This is a genomic window from Acidimicrobiia bacterium, assembly GCA_036271555.1.
Taxonomy (GTDB): Bacteria; Actinomycetota; Acidimicrobiia; order IMCC26256; family PALSA-610; genus DATBAK01.
On the sequence record DATBAK010000090.1, the window covers coordinates 16196 to 37029 of the forward strand.

The 20834-nt window shown below is 70.3% G+C and carries 16 protein-coding genes; 2 read left to right on the forward strand and 14 right to left on the reverse strand.

What is annotated here, in order from left to right; all coding sequences use genetic code 11:
* The 7 genes from VH914_20765 to VH914_20795 form a co-directional block, all read right to left on the reverse strand.
* Window positions 1–1974, reverse strand: a complete 1974-nt coding sequence (locus VH914_20765) for an alpha-amylase family glycosyl hydrolase (protein ID HEX4493648.1) — start codon at window positions 1972–1974, stop codon at window positions 1–3.
* Window positions 1971–4082, reverse strand: a complete 2112-nt coding sequence (glgX, locus tag VH914_20770; protein HEX4493649.1) for a glycogen debranching protein GlgX — start codon at window positions 4080–4082, stop codon at window positions 1971–1973. The genes VH914_20765 and glgX overlap by 4 nt, the downstream gene beginning before the upstream one ends.
* A complete protein-coding gene (locus VH914_20775) occupies window positions 4079–5641 on the reverse strand; it encodes an alpha-amylase family glycosyl hydrolase (protein ID HEX4493650.1) in 1563 nt (520 codons plus the stop codon). The genes glgX and VH914_20775 overlap by 4 nt, the downstream gene beginning before the upstream one ends.
* Before the next feature lie 2 nt (window positions 5642–5643).
* Window positions 5644–7824 (reverse strand): 1,4-alpha-glucan branching protein GlgB, encoded by a 2181-nt coding sequence (gene glgB, locus VH914_20780; protein ID HEX4493651.1) that lies wholly within the window; start codon window positions 7822–7824, stop codon window positions 5644–5646.
* A complete protein-coding gene (locus tag VH914_20785) occupies window positions 7824–9164 on the reverse strand; it encodes a phosphotransferase (GenBank protein ID HEX4493652.1) in 1341 nt (446 codons plus the stop codon). Before VH914_20785 ends, glgB begins: the two co-directional genes overlap by 1 nt.
* A 40-nt stretch (window positions 9165–9204) precedes the next feature.
* Window positions 9205–10881, reverse strand: coding sequence for a maltose alpha-D-glucosyltransferase (gene treS / locus VH914_20790; protein HEX4493653.1), 1677 nt, complete (start codon window positions 10879–10881; stop codon window positions 9205–9207).
* A 104-nt stretch (window positions 10882–10985) separates the two neighbouring features.
* Window positions 10986–12803, reverse strand: coding sequence for an alpha-1,4-glucan--maltose-1-phosphate maltosyltransferase (locus tag VH914_20795; protein ID HEX4493654.1), 1818 nt, complete (start codon window positions 12801–12803; stop codon window positions 10986–10988).
* Window positions 12804–12847: 44 nt separating this feature from the next.
* Between VH914_20795 and VH914_20800 the strand changes: the two genes are divergently transcribed.
* Both VH914_20800 and VH914_20805 read left to right on the forward strand, forming a co-directional pair.
* A complete protein-coding gene (locus VH914_20800) occupies window positions 12848–14074 on the forward strand; it encodes a 4-alpha-glucanotransferase (GenBank protein ID HEX4493655.1) in 1227 nt (408 codons plus the stop codon).
* Window positions 14075–14085: 11 nt separating this feature from the next.
* Entirely contained in the window at window positions 14086–15591 is a 1506-nt protein-coding gene (locus tag VH914_20805) for a CYTH and CHAD domain-containing protein (protein ID HEX4493656.1), read from the forward strand.
* Here the strand turns inward: VH914_20805 and VH914_20810 are convergent.
* The 7 genes from VH914_20810 to VH914_20840 form a co-directional block, all read right to left on the reverse strand.
* Window positions 15570–15935 carry a hypothetical protein gene (locus VH914_20810; GenBank protein HEX4493657.1) on the reverse strand — a complete coding sequence of 122 codons (366 nt, stop codon included), beginning with the start codon at window positions 15933–15935 and terminating at the stop codon, window positions 15570–15572. The genes VH914_20805 and VH914_20810 overlap by 22 nt on opposite strands.
* Before the next feature lie 119 nt (window positions 15936–16054).
* The gene (locus VH914_20815) at window positions 16055–16693 is read right to left on the reverse strand and encodes a DoxX family protein (protein HEX4493658.1); all 639 of its coding nucleotides are present in this window, start codon (window positions 16691–16693) and stop codon (window positions 16055–16057) included.
* Window positions 16694–16805: 112 nt separating this feature from the next.
* Window positions 16806–17588 carry a DUF72 domain-containing protein gene (locus VH914_20820; protein ID HEX4493659.1) on the reverse strand — a complete coding sequence of 261 codons (783 nt, stop codon included), beginning with the start codon at window positions 17586–17588 and terminating at the stop codon, window positions 16806–16808.
* Window positions 17585–18967 carry a ubiquinol-cytochrome c reductase cytochrome b subunit gene (locus tag VH914_20825; GenBank protein ID HEX4493660.1) on the reverse strand — a complete coding sequence of 461 codons (1383 nt, stop codon included), beginning with the start codon at window positions 18965–18967 and terminating at the stop codon, window positions 17585–17587. The genes VH914_20820 and VH914_20825 overlap by 4 nt, the downstream gene beginning before the upstream one ends.
* Window positions 18964–19722, reverse strand: coding sequence for a cytochrome c oxidase assembly protein (locus tag VH914_20830; protein ID HEX4493661.1), 759 nt, complete (start codon window positions 19720–19722; stop codon window positions 18964–18966). The genes VH914_20825 and VH914_20830 overlap by 4 nt, the downstream gene beginning before the upstream one ends.
* Window positions 19715–20119, reverse strand: a complete 405-nt coding sequence (locus VH914_20835; protein HEX4493662.1) for a hypothetical protein — start codon at window positions 20117–20119, stop codon at window positions 19715–19717. The genes VH914_20830 and VH914_20835 overlap by 8 nt, the downstream gene beginning before the upstream one ends.
* On the reverse strand, window positions 20116–20733 hold the full coding sequence (locus VH914_20840) for a heme-copper oxidase subunit III (protein ID HEX4493663.1): 618 nt from the start codon (window positions 20731–20733) through the stop codon (window positions 20116–20118). Before VH914_20840 ends, VH914_20835 begins: the two co-directional genes overlap by 4 nt.
* Window positions 20734–20834 lie beyond the last annotated feature (101 nt).

The following is a 20834-nucleotide window of genomic DNA, read 5'->3' on the forward strand; positions in this document are numbered from 1 at the left end:
TCATCCGGTCATCCGCGAGCGGCGGCGCTCGTACACCGCGGGCCGGCGCGATCCGAAGACCACGTCGAGGGGCGCGAGCACGTCGGTGAAGTCGTCGATGGGTGGCCGCGGCGGCAGCTCGAACGGCGCGTGCACGGGCACGAGCACGAGGATGTCGTCGCCGCGTGCGAACGCGCAGACGTCGGGGCCCTGATCGGAGGGGTGGTAGGGGAGCGCGACGAAGTCGGGGTGCCGCGCGCGCAGTGCGAGCAGCGTCGTGAGCGTGAAGAGCTTCGCGGTCTCGCGATCGGGCGGCACTTCGGCGCGGAGCGACGCGAGCGCGTGCCGGCGCGCGTCGTAGCCGACGGGGCGGCGGTTGTCCGGATCGACGAGCGAGCGGTTCTGCATCTCGTCGCCCTGGTACACGTCGGGTACGCCCGGACTCATCACGCGCAGCGCGGTCTGGCCCACGATGATGCGCGCCGCGACGTCGTCGACGCGCTCGAGGAAGGGCAGGAAGCGCGCGAGGAAACGGGGGTCGTGCACGAGCAGGAGGGTGGTGTCGATGACGTTGCGTTCCCACAGGACGTCGGGATCGACCCACGACGTGTTGCGCTTCGCCTCGCGCAACGCTTTCTCGAGGTAGCCGCCGAGCCGGTCGGCGTCGATCGGCCACGCGCCGACGAGCGTCTGCAGGATGAAGCGCTCCTCGAGCGCGTCGGGCGCGGGTGCGCGCCGCAGCTCTGCGATCACCGCGCGCGCGGCGGCGACCTCGGTCTGCCACTCCGACGTGAGCGCGGTGAGTGCGACGATGCGCGCGCGGGTGTCGGCGCTGCGTTTGGTGTCGTGCGTCGTCGCCGCGAGCAGGTTGCGGGGCCAGTTCGCCTGGCGCGCGAGCGCGGCGGTGTTGAACTCGTCGACGGTCATGCCGAAGCGGTCGGGACGGCCGCCGACCTCGTTGAGTGCGAGCAGCCGCACGTGCCGGTAGAGCGCGGTGTCCTCGACGCCCTTCGCCATCACCGCGGGCGTCGTCTGCTGGAAGCGCACGACGAACTCCTCGGGCACGGGCACCCGGCCGAGCAGCGCGTCGGCGACGGGCCCGGGCAGCGTGCGGATCGCCGACTCGTCGGCCTCCGCGACGCGCGCCCCGGGCCGCAGGTACGTGCGGTAGATCGGGAGCGCGGCGAGCGCGTCTGCGAGATCGGGCAGCGGCGCGATGCGTTGGAGCCGCGCGACCTCGGGTTGGAAGGTGCTCGCGACCGCCTCGCGCTTGGCGGCCGCGGCGAGGTCTGCGAACGCCGGCACGTCGAGGTCGTCGAGGTGGTCGAAGGCGGTGTGCGCCGACCCGTCGACGAAGAGCGCGTCGGCGTCGACGAGGTACTCGTAGCCGGTCGTGCCGTCGACGGGCCACGGCCGGAGCACCTCGCCCTCTTCGAGGATCTTCTCGACCCACACGATCTCGACACCGGCCGCGCGCAACCGCTCGAGGTAGCCGGCGGGATCGGCGAGCCCGTCGATGTGGTCGACGCGCACGCCGGCGACGACGCCGTCACGCACGAGCTCGAGGATCTTGCCGTGCGTGATCGCGAACACCTCGGGGTCCTCGACGCGCACGCCTCCGAGCTCGTCGACGTCGAAGAAGCGGCGGTGCCCACCGTGCGGGTCGAGATCGAAGAACTGCGCGCGCAACGCGGGGTCGCGCCAGAACGGGTTCTCGTCGGTCGCCGCCATGTGGTTCGGCACGATGTCGACGATGATCGGCATGCCCTCGGCCGCCAGCGCGCGCAGCCCCGCCTCGCCGCCGAGCGCGCGCGACACCTGGCGCGGATCCGCGACGTCGTAGCCGTGCGTGGATCCTTCGCGCGCCTGCAGGATCGGCGAGAGGTAGAGGTGGCTGACCCCGAGGTCGCGCAGGTAGGGCACGATCGCCTGCGCGTCGGCGAACGTGAACTCCGCCCGCAACTGCAGCCGATAGGTGGCGAGGAGGTCCGTCACCGCGTGCGGGTCAGCGCGACCATGCTCCACGGCGCGACCGGGACCGCCTCACGCGCGGCGTAGCGCCGCGGCGGCGCGTCGGGCGTCTCCGTCGAGAGTGCGAGGTCCCAGCGCACGCCGAACCGGCGGGGCGGGAGCACGAAGTCGACGTCGCCGCCGCCGCCGTTGAACAGCAGCAGCAACGACTCGTCGTGCACCGGCTCGCCCGCGTCGTTCACGGAGCGGATCGCGTCACCGTTCAGGAACGTGCCGAGCGGACCGGCGGTGTGCTCCCAGTCGGCGCGCGTCATGCGTCGGCCGTCGGGGCGGAACCACCAGATGTCGGGGAGGCCGCGGTCGTCGGGCGCACCGCCGAAGAACGTCGTGCGCCGGAGGACCGGATGCTGGTTGCGGAACTCCACGAGCCGAGCGACGAAGGCGAGGAGATCACTGCACTCGTCGCGCAGGTTCCAGTCGAACCACGAGATCGCGTTGTCCTGGCAGTACGCGTTGTTGTTGCCCTGCTGCGTGCGGCCGAGCTCGTCGCCGCCGAGCAGCATCGGCACACCCTGCGAGAGGAACAGCGTCGCAAGGAAGTTGCGTTGCTGGCGCGCACGCAGCGCGTGGATCTCCGCGTCGTCGGTCGGCCCTTCCGCGCCGCAGTTCCAGCTGCGGTTGTCGTTCGTGCCGTCGTTGTTGTCCTCGAGGTTCGTCTCGTTGTGCTTGTCGTTGTACGAGACGAGGTCGGCGAGCGTGAAGCCGTCGTGCGCGGTGACGAAGTTGATCGACGCGAACGGCCGGCGGCCGTCGCGCTCGTAGAGGTCGGCCGACCCGGCGAACCGCGTCGCGAAGTCGCCGACGCGACCCGCGCCGCGCCAGTAGTCGCGCACCGTGTCGCGATACGGGCCGTTCCACTCGCTCCACAACGTCGGGAAGTTGCCCACCTGGTAGCCGCCCTCGCCGACGTCCCACGGCTCGGCGATGAGCTTCACCTGCGACAGCACCGGGTCCTGGAAGATGATGTCGAAGAACGCCGACAGCCGGTTCACCTCGTGGAACTCGCGTGCCAGCGCGGACGCGAGGTCGAAGCGGAAGCCGTCGACGTGGCACTCGACGACGAAGTAGCGCAGCGAGTCCATGATGAGTCGCAACACGCTCGGGTGGACGGGGTTGAGGCTGTTCCCCGTGCCCGTGTAGTCGACGTAATAGCGCGGGTTCTCCGTCGCGAGCCGGTAGTACGACTCGTTGTCGATCCCACGGAACGAGAGCATCGGACCGAGGTGGTTCCCCTCCGCGGTGTGGTTGTACACGACGTCGAGGATCACCTCGATGCCCGCACGGTGGAGCGCCTTCACCATGCCCTTGAACTCGGTGAGCTGCGGGCCGTTCTTGCCGGTCGCCGCGTACTCGGAGTGCGGCGCGAGGTAGCCGATCGAGCTGTAGCCCCAGTAGTTCGAGAGGCCGCGGTCGGTGAGGTACGACTCGTCGGCGATGTGGTGGATCGGCAACAGCTCGATCGCGGTGACGCCGAGCGCCGAGAGGTGCGCGATCGCATCGTCGGACGCGAGGCCCGCGTACGTGCCGCGCAGGTCGTCGCGGATTGCGGGATGGCACTTCGTGAACCCGCGTACGTGCGCCTCGTAGATCACGGTCTCGTTCCACGCGCGCGCGGGCGGCCGGTCGCCTTCCCAGTCGAAGCGCTCGTCGACGACGACCGACTTCGGGATCGCGTCCTGGTCGTCCTCGTCGTCGATCGAGAAGTCCGCGTCGTCGCCGCCGTCGGGCACGTACGGCAGCACGTTCGCGACCTGATACGCGATCGGGCCTTCGATCGCCTTCGCGTACGGATCGATGAGCAGCTTCGCGGGATTGAAGCGCTGCCCCTTCTCGGGGTCGTACGCGCCGTGCACGCGGTACGCATAGCGCTGACTCGGGCCGACACCCGGCAGGAAGCAGTGCCAGTGGAACGCGGTGCGCTCGTGCACCTGGATGCGCGTCTCGTGATCGTCGGCGTCGAAGAGGCACAGCTCGACCGCCTCGGCGTGCTCCGAGAACAGCGAGAAGTTCGTGCCGGTGCCGTCCCACAGCGCGCCGAGCGGGAACGGGCGCCCGGGCCACACCTCGGTCACCGCACGACGCCTTCCCACGGTGGCACGCCGTCGTGCTCGACGTCCGAGAAGTTCATCTTGAGCACCACGCCGCCCCGCCGGACCTCGAGAACGCGCGCGTCCTCGTCGACGATCGTCGCGACGGGACCGGCCGGCAGGCTGCGCCGGCGCGCGAGGAGCCAGTGGTAGTAGTCGCGGTGCGCGGGATCGCCGGCGCTGCGGTCGAGTTTCGAGCGCACGAACGTCTCGGCCGCCTGGGGATCGGGAACGTCCTCGCCGGCGAACGCCGTGAACTTCTCGAATTCACGGCGTCGACCTTCGCGCGTCGCGTTCGCGATCTCCGTATCGATGTGGTCGGTGAAGAACAGGAACGGGTGGTGCTCGTCGTACTCCTCGCCCATGAACAGGAGCGGGACGCCCGGAGCGAGGATCGCGCAGAACGCGGCGAGCCGGAGCTTGCGACCCTGGAGTCGGTCGCCGACCGCGCGGTTGCCGACCTGGTCGTGGTTCTGTGCACAGACGACGAGCCGGCGCGCGTCGGCGCGTTCGAGCTCGCGCGCGAGGTCGGCGACCTTGCCGTAGCTCTCGTAGTAGCCATCGTGCTCGCCGGTGAGCAGCACGTGCACCGCGTGATGCAGGGCGTCGCCCCACTGCGCGTCGTGACCCCACTGCTCGATCGGACGCGTGTCGTCGGTGTCGGTCTCCGAGATCACGATCGTGCGCGGCGCGATCGCGTGGACGCGCGTCGCGAGCTCGGCCATCACGTGCGGATCACTGTCGTCGAACATCGCGTTCACCGCGTCGAGCCGCAGCCCGTCGACGTGGTAGTCGCGCACCCACGATTCCGCGTTCTGGATCGCCCACTCGCGAACCGACGGTTGCGCGAAGTCGATCGCGCCACCCCACAGCGTGTGGTGCGCATCGGTGGTGTACGGCCCGAACGCGGTGACCGCTTCGGAACCGGGCCCGAGGTGGTTGTAGACGACGTCGAGGATCACACCCAGACCGGTCGCGTGCGCGGCGTCGACGAGCCGCGCAAGCCCCTCGGGACCGCCGTACGCGGGATGGGGCGCGCCCGTATACAGCCCGTCGTAGCCCCAGCCGCGGGAGCCGGGGAACGTCGCGACGGGCATGATCTCGATCGCGGTGACGCCGAGATCCGCGATCGCGCGGAGATGCGTGCGGGCACCGTCGAAGGTGCCTTCGCGCGAGAACGTGCCGACGTGGAGCTCGTAGATCGTGAGCGTGTCGAGACGGAGACCGGACCATTCCGTGTCGGTCCACTCGAGCTCCGTGGGTGCGACGATCTGCGACGGGCCCTGCACGCCGTCGGGCTGCGCGCGCGACATCGGGTCCGGCAGCGCGGCGTCGCCGTCGAGCCGGAACCGGTAGCGCTCACCCGCACCGGCCCGGGCGGTGATCGCGAACCTGCCGCCCGCCTCGGCTTCCATCGGTACGACGCGGTCGCGCAGGACGACGTCGACCGTGCGCGCCGCCGGCGCCCACACGCGGAACGTCGTCGTGTCGCCGTCGACCACCGCGCCGAGCGGTGCGTGCTCCCACTCGGGGTGTGGCGACACCGCTACGCGCTCGGCGGGCGGCGCGGCGCGAGGAGCACGGCGCCGAGCGGAGGCAGGGCGAGGCGCGCCGAGCAGGGCTGACCGTTCCGCGCGTCGCCGTCGGCGTGCACGACGCCGCCGTTCCCGACGTCGGAACCGCCGTAGTACGACGAGTCGGTGTCGAGCAGCTCCTCCCATTCGCCGGGCTCCGGAAGCGCGAGGCGATAGTCGTAGCGCGGCACGGGGGAGAGGTTCACGGCGAACGCGACCGGGCGGCCGCCCGCGGGATCGAAGCGCGCGAAGGCGTAGACGTTGTGATCGGCGTCGTTCGACTCGAGCCACGCGAACGCCGACGGGTCGTCGTCGCCGGCCCAGAGCGCGCGCTCGCGCCGGTAGAGATGGTTCAGGTCGCGTACGAGCGACTCGACGCCGGCGTGACCGGGAAGGTCGCGCAGCTCCCAGTCGAGTGAGCGCTCGTGGCTCCATTCGCGCTCCTGCGCGAGCTCGCCCCCCATGAAGAGCAGCTTCTTGCCGGGGTGCGCCCACATGTAGGCGTAGAGCGCGCGCAGGTTGGCGAGCTGCTGCCACCGGTCGCCGGGCATGCGGCCGAGCAGCGAGCGCTTGCCGTGCACGACCTCGTCGTGCGACAGCGGCAGCACGTAGTGCTCGCTGTAGGCGTACACCATGCTGAACGTGAGCTCGTGATGGTGGAAGCGGCGGTAGATCGCCTCACGCGAGAAGTACTCGAGCGTGTCGTGCATCCAGCCCATGTTCCACTTGTAGCGAAAGCCGAGCCCGCCCTCGTCGACGGGGCGCGACACGCCCGACCACGCGGTCGACTCCTCCGCGATCGCGAACGTGCCCGGTGCCTCGGCGGCGACGACGTCGTTGAGCTCGCGCACGAGCTCGATCGCGTCGAAGTCCTCGCGGCCGCCCAACGCGTTCGGGATCCACTCGCCCGGGTTGCGCGAATAGTCGAGGTAGAGCATCGACGCGACCGCGTCGACCCGCAACGCGTCGACGTGGAAGTCGCGCACCCAGGTGGCCGCGCTCGCGAGCAGGAAGTTGCGGACCTCGTTGCGGCCGTAGTTGAAGATCAGCGTGCCCCAGTCGGGGTGGGCACCGCGGCGCGGGTCGTCGTGCTCGTAGAGCGCGGTGCCGTCGAAACGCGCGAGCGCCCATTCGTCGCGCGGGAAGTGCGCGGGGACCCAGTCGAGGATCACGCCGATCCCGCGCGCGTGCATGATGTCGACGAGCTCGCGGAAGTCGTCGGGTGAGCCGAACCGCGCCGTCGACGCGAAGAAGCCGGTGACCTGGTACCCCCACGACCCGGCGAACGGATGCTCCATCACCGGCAGCAGCTCGACGTGCGTGAAGCCGAGGTCGGTGACGTGGTCGGCGAGCTCGTGCGCGAGCGCGCGCCAGTCGAGGCCGAGCCGCCACGAACCCGCGTGGACCTCGTAGATCGACATCGGCCGCGCGAACGGTTCCGCCGCGCGCTGCGCGATCCACTCGTCGTCGTGCCACTCGTACGTCGGTTCGAACACGATCGACGCGTTCTCGGGCGGCACCTCGGTCCGCGCCGCGACCGGATCCGCGTGCATCACGACGCTGCCGTTGCGCGCATGCACCGCGTACTTGTAGCGATCGCCGAGCTGCGCGCCGGGCACGAACAGCTCCCACAGCCCGGAGCCGCCGAGGGTGCGCATCGGCAGCGAGCGTGGGTCCCAGCCGTTGAAGTCGCCGGCGACCGACACGCCACGCGCCGAGGGTGCCCACACGACGAAGGCGGTTCCCGTGACGCCGTTCGACTCGCGCCGGTGCGCGCCGAGCACGTGGCCGAGCCGGCGGTGACGACCCTCGGCGAAGAGGTGTGTGTCGAGCTCGCCGACGGTCGGCAGGAACGTGTACGGGTCGGCGATCGCGACGCCGGACTCCGCGTCGCGCACGAGGTACGAGATCGGCGACCGCGCGCGCTTGATCGTCGCCTCGAAGAGGCCCCGCTCGTCGGTGCACACGGTCGCGATCTCGCGCTTGCCGACGACGATCGTCGGCGGGGACGCGCCGGGGCGGAACACGCGCACGATCGTGCCGGCGCTCCCGTCGTCCGGCGTGTGCGCGCCGAGGAACGAATGTGGATCGTGGTGCGCGAGCGCGACGAGGAGATCGACGGACTCGGCGACCGCGGTCGACGGCGCCGGCATCAGGACACTCCGCGTTCGAGGACGTCGAGGATGCTCTGCACCGGGATCCCGACCCAGTCGGGACGGTGGTCCAACTCGTAGCGCACCTCGTAGAAGGCCTTCTCGAGCTCGAACAGCGCGAGCTGGCGCGCCCGCGCTTCGTCGGTCGCGGGCAGCAGGCTCGCGGGTGCGGCGCTCCGGTACCCCGCGAGCAGCCGCTCGCGTGCGTCGCGTTCCCAGCCGTCGGGCGCGGGCCGATCCTGACGGGTGAGCGTCGACACGAGGTAGCCGATCGATCGGAGCAGACCCGCGACGTCACGCAGCGGCAGCGCCTTCTGTCGCCGGCTGCTCGCGGGCCGCGTGGGCTCACCCTCGAAGTCGATGACGAGCCAGTCGTCGCCGGTCCACAGCACCTGGCCGAGGTGGAGGTCGCCGTGCGTGCGGATGGTGCGCGCCGGCGCGAGCGCGCTCGCGAGCGCACCGACCTGCGCGTGCGCGTCGTCGCGCCGACCGACGAGCGGCGCGAGCTCCTCACGGTCGGAGAACTCGTCGAACAACCGGTCGATCTCCTCGTCGACGCGCGCGACGAGCAGCGCGGTGCCGTCGGGTGCCGAGTCCTCGGGCGCGAAGGCGGCGTCGTCGAGGTCGGACGCGAGCACCTGGTGCATCGTGCCGACGATCGCGCCGAGCCGGTCGAGGCGGTCGAGGTACTCGTTCGGCGCGTGCGGGACCTCGTCGAGGGCGAGCTGCCAGCCGTCGGTGACGTCGGACACGAAGCACTGCATCACGCCGAGGGTCGCGTCGATGTGCGCGCCTTCGTACGCGTACCACCCGACGAGCCCGGGCACGCGGTCGAACCCGTGCTCCGCGAAGAACAGCAGCATCTCGAGCTCGGGGTTCACGCCCGCTTCGATGCGCCGGTACGTCTTGAGCATCACGTCGCCCACGACCATGGAGCTGTTCGACTGGTCGGCGTCGAGCGCGTGCGCCTCCGCGGTCTCGGTGTCGACGAGCGGGCGGATCGAGCGCCCGAGCAGGTGACCGTCGGCCGTGTCGAGCGTCTCGTTGAACGCGCTCAGGCGCGTGAGCCGGCGTGCGAGCTCCGCGGTCTGCGCGAGATCGAGCGCTTCGCCGCTGTGCTCGTCGACGAGCAGCTGATAGAGGTCGCGCGTGCCGGTGCGGAAGTGCACCTCGACGAGCGCGATCGCCATCCCGTCGCCGATCGGCACCACGTCGATCGGTGCGGCGCCGACGAGCTCGCGCGTCGTGCCCGCGAACCAACGCTGCGCGCAGAGATAGTCGACGAGATGGGAGTCGTCGAGCGCGGGGAGGGTGCCGACGCCCGGATGCGAGTCAGTCATCGTCGTCCGCCCTTCTGGTCGCGCTCGCTCCGCTCGCGGCTCATGACGCCTCAGCCTTCGAGTCGGACGGCTCGCGCTGCGAGCCGCCCGTTCTCGCGGGATCGTCGCTCTGGAGCGTGAACCAGAAGAACCCGCGCCCCGCGAGGGTCAGCAGGTACGGAAGGGTGCCGATGCGCGGGAAGCGCGTCTTGCCGAACATCTCTTCGGGGATCATCCCTTCGAAGCGCGACAGGTCGAGCTCGACCGCTTGCGCGGAACGCGCCATGTTGTGCACGCACAGCACGATCTCGGATTCCAGCGTGCGCAGGTGCGCGAACACGCGTCCGTTCGCCGGGCGCAGCGCTTCGTAGTCGCCCTGCCCGAGCACCGGGTGCTCCTTGCGCAGCGCGATGAAACGGTGGACCCAGCGCAGGAGCGAGGTCGACGTGCGCAGTTGCGCCTCGACGTTCACCGCTTGGAAGCCGTACACAGGGTCCATCAGCGGAGGGAGATACAGGCGCGCGAAGTCGGCGCGCGAGAAACCGGCGTTGCGATCGCCGGTCCACTGCATCGGCGTGCGCACTCCGTCGCGATCGCCGAGGTAGATGTTGTCGCCCATCCCGATCTCGTCGCCGTAGTAGAGGATCGGGCTTCCGGGCAGCGAGAAGAGCACCGCGGTCGCGAGCTCGATGTCGTCGCGACCGTTCTCGAGCAGCGGCGCGAGCCGGCGGCGGATCCCGAGGTTCAGCCGCATCGCCGGATCGTTCGCGTACTCGTTGTACATGTAGTCACGTTCGTCGTCGGTCACCATCTCGAGCGTCAGCTCGTCGTGGTTGCGCAGGAACAGACCCCACTGCGTGTTCGGCGGGATGGCGGGCGTCTGCTCGAGGATCTCGACGATCGGCATCGCCTCTTCGCGCCGCATCGACATGAAGAGTCGGGGCATGACGGGGAAATGGAACGCCATGTGGCATTCGTCGCTCCTTCCGAAGTACTCGACGACGTCGGCCGGCCACTGGTTCGCCTCCGCGAGCAGCACGCGGTCCGGGTACTCCGTGTCGACCATCTCGCGCACGCGCCGCAGGAACGCGTGCGTCTCGGGCAAGTTCTCGCAGTTCGTGCCGTCGCGCTCGAAGAGGTACGGCACCGCGTCGAGGCGGAAGCCGTCGAGCCCGTAGTCGAGCCAGAACCGGATGACGTCGATCATCGCGTCGCACACTTCGGGGTTGTCGAAGTTGAGATCCGGTTGGTGCGAGAAGAAGCGGTGCCAGTAGTACTGGCCCGCGACGGGATCCCACGTCCAATTCGACTTCTCGGTGTCGACGAAGATGATGCGGGCTTCCTTGTACTTGTCGTCGGTGTCGGACCACACGTACCAGTCGTGGCGCGCGGAGTCGGGATCACGCGCTTCCTGGAACCAGTGGTGGTCGCTCGACGTGTGGTTCATGACGAGGTCGGCGATCACGCGGATGCCGCGTTGGTGCGCGCCCTCGACGAAGTTGGCGAAGTGCTCGATCGTCCCGTAGTCGGGATGCACGGCGTAGTGGTCGGAGATGTCGTAGCCCCCGTCGCGCAGCGGCGAGGCGTAGAACGGCAGCAGCCAGATGCAGTCGATGCCGAGCCACTGGAGATAGTCGAGCCGGTCGGTGAGCCCGAGGAAGTCGCCGATGCCGTCGTCGTTACCGTCGGAGAAGCCGCGGATGTGGATCTCGTAGAACACCGCGCGCTGGAACCACATCGGGTCCGACTCGAACCAGCGCGTCGGCTCGGTCGTGTCGTGCGTCGACAGGTGCCGGCGGAGGTCGCCGATCATGTGGCGCGGGAGGATGAGCTCGCCGGTGGTCATCGGACCGCCAGGACGTGGGCTCCTCCGGGCGGCAGCCGCACGTAGTTCCCACCGACGTGCCACTCGTACTCCGCGCCCGAGAGCAGGTCGACGACACCGAAGACCGGCGTGCTGAAGCACTCCGGTACGTGGACCAGACCCTCGGAGTACGTGACCGGGTCGACGTTCACGCACGTGATCACCGCATCGCGCCCTTCGCGTTTCACGTAGGCGAGCAAGGCGTCGTTCGCGGACGCGAGGAACGTGACGTTGTCGACGCGGCGGAACACTGGTGACGCGCGCCGGACCTCGTTGCAGCGGCGCACGAGCGAGCTCAACGCGCCGCCGACCTTGCCCACGCGCAGCTGGTACTTCTCGGAATCGAGGTACTCCTCGCTCCCGGGCGCGACCGCGACGTTGTCGATGCGCTCGAATCCCGAGTACATACCCCACGACGGCGAGAGCGTCGCCGCGAGCACGGTGCGCGCCTCGAACGCGGCCCGACCGCCGTGCTGCAGGTACTCGTGCAGGATGTCGGGCGTGTTCACGAAGAAGTTGGGGCGGAACCAGTCGGACTGACCCGCGAGCTCGGTGACGTACTCGGCGAGCTCACGCGCGTCGTTGCGCCACGTGAAGTACGTATACGACTGGCTGAAGCCGAGCTTCGCGAGGGTGCTCATCACCGCGGGACGCGTGAACGCCTCCGCGAGGAACACGACGTCGGGCGACTCGCGGTGCACCGACGCGATCAACCACTCCCAGAACGCGAACGGCTTCGTGTGCGGGTTGTCGACGCGGAAGATGCGCACACCGTGCGCGACCCAGTGCTGCACGACGCCGAGCAGCGCCTCCCACAGCTGCTTCGACTTCGGGCCGTCGAAGCGGAAGTTCACGATGTCCTGGTAGCGCTTGGGCGGGTTCTCCGCGTACTTGATGGAGCCGTCGGCGCGCCACGAGAACCATTCCGGATGCTTCTTGAGCCACGGATGATCGGGCGAGCACTGGAGGGCGAAGTCGAGCGCGATCTCGAGACCGAACTCGCGCGCGTGCAGTACCAGGCGGTCGAAGTCGGCGAGCGTGCCGAGGTCGGGGTGCACCGCCTTGTGACCACCCTCGGGACCACCGATCGCCCACGGGCTCCCGGGGTCGGCGGCGGCCGCGCTCAGCGTGTTGTTGCTGCCCTTGCGGTTCGTCGTGCCGATCGGATGGATCGGCGGTAGGTACACGACGTCGAAGCCGAGGTCGGCGATCTCGGGGAGCGCGCGCTCGACGCCCGCGAAGCCGCCGAAGGAGCGCGGGAACAGCTCGTACCACGCGCCGAACGCCGCGATCGGTCGCTCGACGACGACCGGCAGCGCGCGCGTGAGCGAGACCTTCGACTCGATCACGCTCGCCGTGGTCGCGAGCCCGGTCTCGGCGTCGGGGATGTCGACCGCGAGCAACGTCGCGCCCTCCGCGAGCTCACCCGCGACGTCGGCCTGACCCGCATCGACCTTGCGCCGCAACTCGTCGCGCCACGTCGCGGCGCGATCGATCCACGCGGAGACGGTGAACTCCCACAGCCCGGGCGCGTCGACCAAAAAGCTCGCGGCGAAGCGGTCGCTGTCTTCGACCGTCGGCAGCATCGGCACGCGCGTCCAGCGCCGCGTTCCCGCAGCGCGGTAGCCGAGCTCGGCGCGCACGATGTCGTGACCGTCGGTGATCGCGACAGCAGAGACGTCGACCGTCTCGCCGCTCACGCGCTTCACCGCATATCGCGCGCAGTCGACCTGAGGTCGCACGTCGGACAAGACGAGGCGCGGGGCGCGCGGTTCCTTCGGCGTCCGTTCGGGCATGACGCACCGAGCATGCCCGCGACCGTCGCCTCCTAATCCGAACCGTGCGATTCGGGCGTGAGGGCGGCGTGCTCTTGCCGGTGGCCGCACTACCCGGCGGTGTGCTCGGCGACGACGCGCTCAAGTTTCTCGATTGGATGGCCGATGCGGGGCAGCGCTGGTGGCAGATCCTGCCCTTCGGCCCGCCCGACGAGCACGGCTCGCCGTACGCCGCGACCTCCGCGTTCGCGGGTTCGCCGACGTGGCTCGCGCGACCTGACGCGCGAGTGACGAGTGCAGAGATCGACGAGCTCGTCGCGACCCAAGGATCGTGGGCGGCCGCGTGGGCCGCGTACGCGGGTCCCGGCGCGCTCGCCGACCAGGTGCGGTTCGCGCGCGAGTGGCATCGCGTGCGCGAGCACGCGAACGCGCGCGGTGTGCGCATCCTCGGCGACATGGCGTTCGCCGTCGCGGCCGGGAGCGCCGATCACCGTGCGACGCCCGAGATCTTCCGACCCGGCTTCGTCGGCGGCGTCCCGCCCGACGACTGGAGCGCCACCGGTCAACGTTGGGGCACGCCGGTGTACGACTGGTCGGAGCTGCGGCGCCAGGGTTACCGCTGGTGGATCGAGCGCTTCGCCCGCACCTTCGAGCTGGTCGACGCGGTCCGCATCGACCACTTCCGCGGCTTCGTCGCCGCGTGGCTCATCCCGGAACGCAACCGCACCGCGCGCGCCGGGCGGTGGACGCGCGGTCCGGGCCGCGCGGTGTTCGACGCGACGCGCGCCGAGCTCGGCGACCTCGCGCTCGTTGCCGAGAACCTCGGGCTCATCACGCCCGCGGTCGAGCGGCTGCGCTCGGAGCTCGGCCTTCCGGGGTCGGTCGTGATGCAGTTCGCATTCCAGGGCGACATGGTGAACCGCCCGCCGAACGAGCCGACCGAGCACGACGTCGTCTACACGGGCACGCACGACAACGACACGACCGTCGGCTGGTGGCGCGGCGCGTCGGAGCCACAGCGCGCCGGAGTGCGGCGCGCGCTCGACGCGCGCGGGATCGTCGAAGACGACCCGCACTGGATGCTCACACGCCTCGCGCTCGCGTCGCGAGGCGCCATCTCGATCGTTCCCGCGCAGGACCTGTTGGGTCTCGGCAGTGAGGCGCGCACGAACACTCCGGGCCGCGCGACGGGGAACTGGCGCTGGCGGCTGCCGCGCGGCGCGCTCACGCCCGCGCTCGCGAAGCGGCTGCGGGCCGAGACGGAGGCTTCCGGGCGCCTCGACAACGGGTAGACCGGTAGGCCGTGCAGGAACGCGAGGTCAAGCTGCTGCTCGACCCGCGGGCGCGCCTGCCCGAACCGGCGGTGCTCTTCGACGGGATCGCGGACTGGTCGGTCGAAACCGTCGAACAGGACGCCGTCTACTTCGACACTGCCGACCTCGCGCTGGCGCGCGCGGGGGCCAGCTTGCGCTTCCGGTCGGACGACGGCTGGACGGTGAAGATCCCGCGTCCGCGAGTCGGGGACGCGCTCGTGCGCGACGAGCACTCCATCGCGGGAGTCGCGGGTGCACCGCCGGCGGCGGCGACCGACCTCGTGCTCGCATGGACGCGCTCGCGCCCGGTGCTCGAGGTGGCGCGCGTGCACACGGCGCGGCGTCGCTTCGTGGTGGTCGACGGCACCGGCCATCCACTCGTCGAGGTCGACGACGACACCGTCACCACCGAGGACCGGGACGGCCGGACGACGCGCTTTCACGAGGTCGAGATCGAGGCGCGCTCGAATGCGGATGGAAAGCAGTTCGACGACCTCCTCCACCGCCTGCGGTTGGTCGGCGTCGAATCTGCCGACGGCATGCCCAAGGTCGTGCGCGCCCTCGGGCCGCGCGCGCAGGCACCACCCGATCTCGTCGTGCCATCCGCGCCGGCGGCGGACGCGACGCTCGCCCGCCTCGCGCGCTTCGCGATCGCGCGGAGCGTGCAACGTCTCGTCGACCACGACCCCGTCGTGCGAGTGTCGGACGACCCTGAAGGCGTGCACCAGGCCCGCGTCGCGACGCGACGGCTGCGTTCCGACCTGCGCACCCTGGCGCCCACGCTCGACGAATCGTGGAGCGAGCCCCTGCGCGCGGAGCTGCGGTGGATGGGCGAGCACCTCGGCCGCGTTCGCGACGCCGACGTGTTGCTCGAACGGCTCGAAGCGGAGGTCGACTGGCTGTCGGAGGCCGAGCACGGCGATGCGCGGCAGCTGCTCGACCGACTCCGGGCGCAGCGAGCGCGCGACCGCGACGATCTGCTCGCCGCGATGCGCGGCGCGCGCTACGCGCGCCTCCTCGACGCGCTCGTCGACGCGGCGATGTCACCACGGGTTCGAGACGCGCTCGCCGAGGAGCCGGCGCGCCTGCACCTCGCGGCGCTCCTCGAGCGTTCGTGCAAGCGGCTCCGAAAGGCGGTGCGGCGGCTCCCGGACGAGCCCGCCGACGCCGATCTCCACGAGGTCCGCAAGCGCGCGAAGCAGGCGCGGTACGCGTTCGAGGCGCTGACCCCGATCGCGGGCCGACGGGCCGCACGCGCGGCACGCCGGCTCGCCGATCTCCAGGAAGTGCTGGGCGACCATCAGGACACCGTCGTCGCGGAGGCGTGGCTCCATGCGGCCGCGGCCGATACCGATCGCCCCGAGCTCGCGTTCGCCGCGGGCCGGCTCGCCGCGTCATTCGCCGACGAGCGCCGCGCCCGGCGCGTCGAGTGGCCCACGATCTGGAAGCGCGCCCGGCGCGCGATGAAGAAGGCTCAGGCGCGGGCAGGCGCCTGATCGCCGACGAGGTCGGCGTACTGGTGGAAGAGCCGGTGCACGACGGCGGCGCTCGGCGGCGCCTCGGGGTCGCCGGTGATCAGCGCGATGAGGAACATGACGTCGTTGAGCTCCGCGAGCCCGGTGGCCGTCATCACCGCCGCGTTCGTCGCCTCGTCCTCGAACACCTCGTCGGGGTACGGCTGGTCGAGCAGCGGCCGCGCCCGCCGTCCCCATTCGGCGATCGTCGGGAGCAGCGCGCGGCCTTCGTCGATCAGCGCCCGCACCTCGGCGCGCTGTTCACGCGGCATGAGCGCGTCCACGTCGATCTCGCCCTGAGGATTCCGGGCGACCTGTACGTCCATCGAGACTCCTTCCGTGGCACGCGCGCGAACGCGCGAGTCGTTGACGCCGCGACGTATCGATCGAAGGCGAGAACGTTGCGGCTGGGGGGTGGCTGGTGATGCTTCCGAATCCGATCGGATCAGCGCGCTGATTGTCGCACACGCTCGGTCGCGAGAGAACCCGCGGTCACGTACGAATCTTCGTTCGCGTCCGTGCTCGCGTCGGACTGCGCGCGCTCGCGAGCGAGCTGCTCGCTCCGCGCGCGCGAGACGATCCAGGCGCCGCCCGCGAAGCCCGCGGCGAGCGCGGCGACGCGCACGACGACCGGGTACCACCCGCGGTGACGACCGTCGAGACTGAACCGGCCGAAGCCGGTCATACCGAGCGCGGTCGCGATCGCCGCGTTCGTGATCGCGAGCTCCGGACCACCGCGCTGCGCGAAGTACGGCTTGCCCGCGTGCGCGGTGCGCGCGGCGACGGTCATGGTGCCGGCGATCGCCGCGGGCCCCACCGGCCCGCCGAGACCGGCGAGGACGAGCGCGCCGCCGCCCATCTCGCAGACCCCCGCGACCGTGGCCATCAAGGGCTCCGGTTCGAGCGCGAGGTTGTCGTCGAACATCTTCGCGGTGTTCTCCAAGCCTTCACCGTCGAAGGCTCCGAAGAGCTTCTGCGAGCCGTGGGCGACGAGCGACCCGCCGAGCACGCCCCGCAGTGCGAAGAGCGCGAGACCGGAGGCGACGCTCGGTCGGCTGGACCGATCGGTACGAGAACGGCGCATGAACGGGGTCCTTTCTGATCGAGCCTGATCGAGCCTGATCGAGCCCAGGAGCGGCGAGCGCCCGCGGGCCGGGTATCGCGGCCCGTAGCGAGTGCGACCGTCAGTGCAGGATCTAGCTGGCGTGCCCGCCGGTTCCCGGCGACAAACGTGTCGCGTTGCGCGCGACCCGCTCGCGCAGCCAGTGCGCATCGAGGATCGCGTCGCCGTGAAAATCGTTGTTGAAGTAGGCGTACACGTCGATGCCGTCGGCCTGCCACGACGCGATCCGGTCGGCGTGACGCGTGAGTCGCCGCCCGCCGTAGCGGCCGACATATTTCTGCTCCAACGCCGCGGGCCCGTGGAACCGGAGATATGTCCAGTCGGTCGTGAGGACACGCGGGTGACGCGGGAGCAGATCGTGCAGGCAGAGCGCGGCGCCGTGCGCGCGCAGCACGTCGAACACGTCGTCGCGCAGCCATGACGCGTCGCGCAGCTCCACCGCCCAGCGCATCGAACGCGGCGCGACCGAAAGGAACTCGTCGAGTCGCTCGACGTTCGCACGCCAGCGCGGCGGCAGGTGCACGAGCGTCGGACCGAGGGCGCGTCCGAGCCGGCGCGCGCGCTCGACGTGGTTCGGCAGCCAACTCTGCGCGTCGCGCAGCTTCATGCGGTGCGAACCGAACTGTCCGAGCTTGAGCGAGTACACGAAGCCGGGTGGCGCCTGTCGCTTCCACTGGTCGAACGTCTCGAAGTCCGGCATCCGGTAGAAGGTGTTGTTGATCTCGACGGTGTCGAACTCGGTCGCGTAGTGCGCGAACCACTGCTTCGTCGGCAGGTCGCGCGGATAGAACGGCCCGCGCCAGTCGCGGTACACCCAACCCGACGTGCCGATGCGGACCTCGCCGAGACGGGTCACGATCCGATGGTGATCGGCGACTCTTCCGGGGCGACCGGGTCGTCCTCGTGCGGATCCGGCTCGAACGGGTCCTCCTCCCACGGCCGCGGCTCCGCCCGCCCGAGGTCGCGGCAGAGCTTCCACGTGACCAACGCGCTGGCGAGGGGCAACGCGAACACGAGCACCTGGAGCGTGCGCGTCACCGAGAGGATCGACAGGTTGAACCACTGCGCGAACAGGTCCTGCGCGCCGGCGACGAGCAGCACGACGTAGAACATCAGCACGCCGACCCCGATCGCCGTGCGGACCGGGCGGTCGCGCGGCCGGTCGAGCAGATGGTGCTCCGCGGTGTCGTGCGTGAAGCGCCGTTCGAGGAACGGCCACGCGTAGAGCAGCGCGAACGTCAAACCCGGCAGCGCGATCGATGGCCAGAACACCTCGGGCACGCCGTAGTGGCCGATGTGCAGGAACCACGGCGGGAAGATGCGGATCGCGCCCTCGGTCCAGCCGAGGTACCAGTCGGGTTGGGCCGCGGTGCTCACCGCCGCGGGGTCGTACGGCCCGTACAACCAGATCGGGTTGATCTGCGCGAGCCCGCCGAGCGCCGACAGCACGCCCGCGACGATCGCGAACAGCCCGATCGACTTCGCCGTGTACGTGGGCCACAGCCGGTTGCCGACGACGTTGCGCTCGCGCTTTTCCGGACCACGGAACTGCGTGTGTTTCTGGTGCCAGAGGATCGCGAGGTGCGCGCTCAACAGGGCGACGATCAGCGCCGGGAAGATGAGCACGTGGATGATGTAGAGGCGCGAGATGATCGACGTGCCCGGGAACTCGCCGTTGAACGCGAAGAACGCGAGGTGGGGGCCGATGAGCGGGATCGACAGCATGAAGGCGTTCGCGACGCGCAGGCCGGTGCCCGAGAGGAGATCGTCGGGCAGCGAGTAGCCGGCGAAGCCGTTTCCGAGCGCGAGCAGCAGCAGCGTGACGCCGACGATCCAGTTCAGCTCGCGCGGCTTGCGGAACGCGCCGGTGAAGAAGATGCGGCACAGGTGCGCGACGATCGCGGCGAGGAACACGAGCGCGGCCCAGTGGTGGATCTGACGCATCACGAGCCCGGCGCGCACGTCGAAGCTCAGGTGCACGACCGACTCGTACGCCTCGGTCATGCGCACGCCGTCGAGGGCCTTGTAGCTGCCGTGGTAGATCACTTCGTGCTGGCTGTCGTTGAAGAAGAACGTCAGGTAGATGCCGGTGAGGATCAGCACCACGAGCGAGTACATCGCGATCTCGCCGAGCATGAATGACCAGTGATCCGGAAACGCCTTGTTCACCGCCTTGCGCACCGCGCGCGACGAACCGAGGCGCTCGTCGAGCCAGCGGTTCAGCCGGGCGATCATCGGATCGCCTCCACGGTGACGCGCGCCGGCGAGCGGCGCTCGAGCGCGCGCAACCACATCACGAACAGCACCGCGCCTGCGGCCACGTACGCCATGCCCGCGACCGCCCACATCACCACGCCCGCGAGCTGCTGGTCCTGGAGCGCGGCCGTCGGGGATCCGGTCGCGTAGTGCGGGTACCAGGTCGCGGTCGAGAGCGTGAGGAGCGCGCCGAGCAGCGTGCCCGGCAGCGAGGCGAGGAAGATCGTGATCACCGCGGCACCGGTGCCGGCGCGCGCGACCAGCCACCAGAACGCGACGCCGGTGAGCACGAAGCTGAGGTGCTCGGCCGCGTGCAGCGGCGCGTGGGTCGCAGCGGCGTCGTAGATCGACGGCACGTGCCACAGCCCGAGCGCGGCGGTCTGCAGCGCGAGCGCGGCCGCGGTCCACACGAGGAGCGGCGCGCGGCGGAATGCCCGTGCGAACGGCGCGAGGAGCTCCTGCGCCCGCGGCGACACCGCGAGGATCGTCTCCGGTGCGAGCCCGACGACGAGCAACGGCGGCGCGATCGTCAACAGCACGACGTGCTGCACCATGTGCGCGCTCAGGTTCGTCGCCGCCCAGACGTCGATCGGCGGTCCGAGCGCGACCGCCAGCGCGACGATGCCGGACCACCCCGCCCACCGGCGACCCGCGTCGACGTGTGCGCGCGTCAGCCCGATCGCGTACAGGACGGCGACCACGCCGACGGGAGTGAGCGCGCCGAGGTCAGCCACCGTGCCTCACCAAGAGCACGTAGCTGCCTTCGGCGAGGATCAGCACGACGTTCGCGACGCCGACGATGACGCCGAGCATCCCGAGGAATCGGCTCAACGCGATGTCGGACGCGTCGTCGTCTTCCGCGAGCGGCGGTGCGGCGCGGCGCGCGTGCTCGGCGCGCCGGTAGAGGTCCCAGCAGATCGCAACGCCCGCGACCGTCACGAGCGCGGTGCCCGCGGTCGCGGCGTGCAGCGTCCACTCCCAGCCGTGGTGCTCGTCGGTGAAGTGCACCATCGCGGCCTCGAACACGAGGTGCGCGATCCACGCGGGAACGCCGACGAACGCGGCCGTCCACACCAGGAACTCCGGGTAGTGGATCGTGTTCCCGCGCTTCACCGTGCCCGTGGCGCTCATCGCCAGTGCACCGAGAGGATCAGCGACGAGAACACGAAGATCCACACGACGTCGACGAAGTGCCAGTAGAGGCTGAACACCGTCAACGTGAGGTGGCGGTCGCGATCGATACGACCGAGCGCGATCTTGAGCTGCACGAGCAGGCTGAAGAGGAGGCCGACGATCACGTGCAGCGCGTGCAGGCCGATGATCACGTAGTACACCGAGCCGTACGACGAGTCGCGCCAGCCGAAGTGCAGCGCTTGGAAGTCGAGGATCGTGTGCACCAGGAACGCGGTGCCCATGAGCCAGCTCAGCGCGAGCCCGATCCGCACCGAGCGCATGTGGCCCTTCTCGATCGCCCAGTCGACCCAGAAGATCGGCAGGCTGCTGCCGAGCAGCACCGCGGTGAAGATCGACGTCTGGAAGAGCTCGGGCAGCTCGGTGCCCGACGGCGGCCACTGCTTCGCGGTCGCGCGCAGGAAGAAGTTCGCCGCGAGGAGGACCATGAAGATCATCCCCTCGGTGCCGATCACGACGACCATGCCCCACCACGCCTTGTCGTAGCCGCGCCGCACCGGCTCGGGCGGCTCGACCAGAACCGTGGGGAACGTCTCCGCCGACCACGAGGTCACGACGAAGTCTCCGTACGTGTTCTTCTCCCACGCGGCCGAAGGCGCGAGCGGTGTCTGCCGGTCGCGCTCGCTGCTCGGCGGGATACCCGCCTCGCTGATGC

Bases quoted from the DNA above. Each gene is read 5' to 3' on its own strand.
- glgB (HEX4493651.1), bottom strand. From the start codon at position 7,824: ATGCCGGCGCCGTCGACCGCGGTCGCCGAGTCCGTCGATCTCCTCGTC.
- VH914_20785 (HEX4493652.1), bottom strand. From the start codon at position 9,164: ATGACTGACTCGCATCCGGGCGTCGGCACCCTCCCCGCGCTCGACGAC.
- treS (HEX4493653.1), bottom strand. From the start codon at position 10,881: ATGTGGTTCCAGCGCGCGGTGTTCTACGAGATCCACATCCGCGGCTTC.
- VH914_20795 (HEX4493654.1), bottom strand. From the start codon at position 12,803: ATGCCCGAACGGACGCCGAAGGAACCGCGCGCCCCGCGCCTCGTCTTG.
- VH914_20810 (HEX4493657.1), bottom strand. From the start codon at position 15,935: ATGGACGTACAGGTCGCCCGGAATCCTCAGGGCGAGATCGACGTGGAC.
- VH914_20815 (HEX4493658.1), bottom strand. From the start codon at position 16,693: ATGCGCCGTTCTCGTACCGATCGGTCCAGCCGACCGAGCGTCGCCTCC.
- VH914_20825 (HEX4493660.1), bottom strand. From the start codon at position 18,967: ATGATCGCCCGGCTGAACCGCTGGCTCGACGAGCGCCTCGGTTCGTCG.
- VH914_20835 (HEX4493662.1), bottom strand. From the start codon at position 20,119: ATGAGCGCCACGGGCACGGTGAAGCGCGGGAACACGATCCACTACCCG.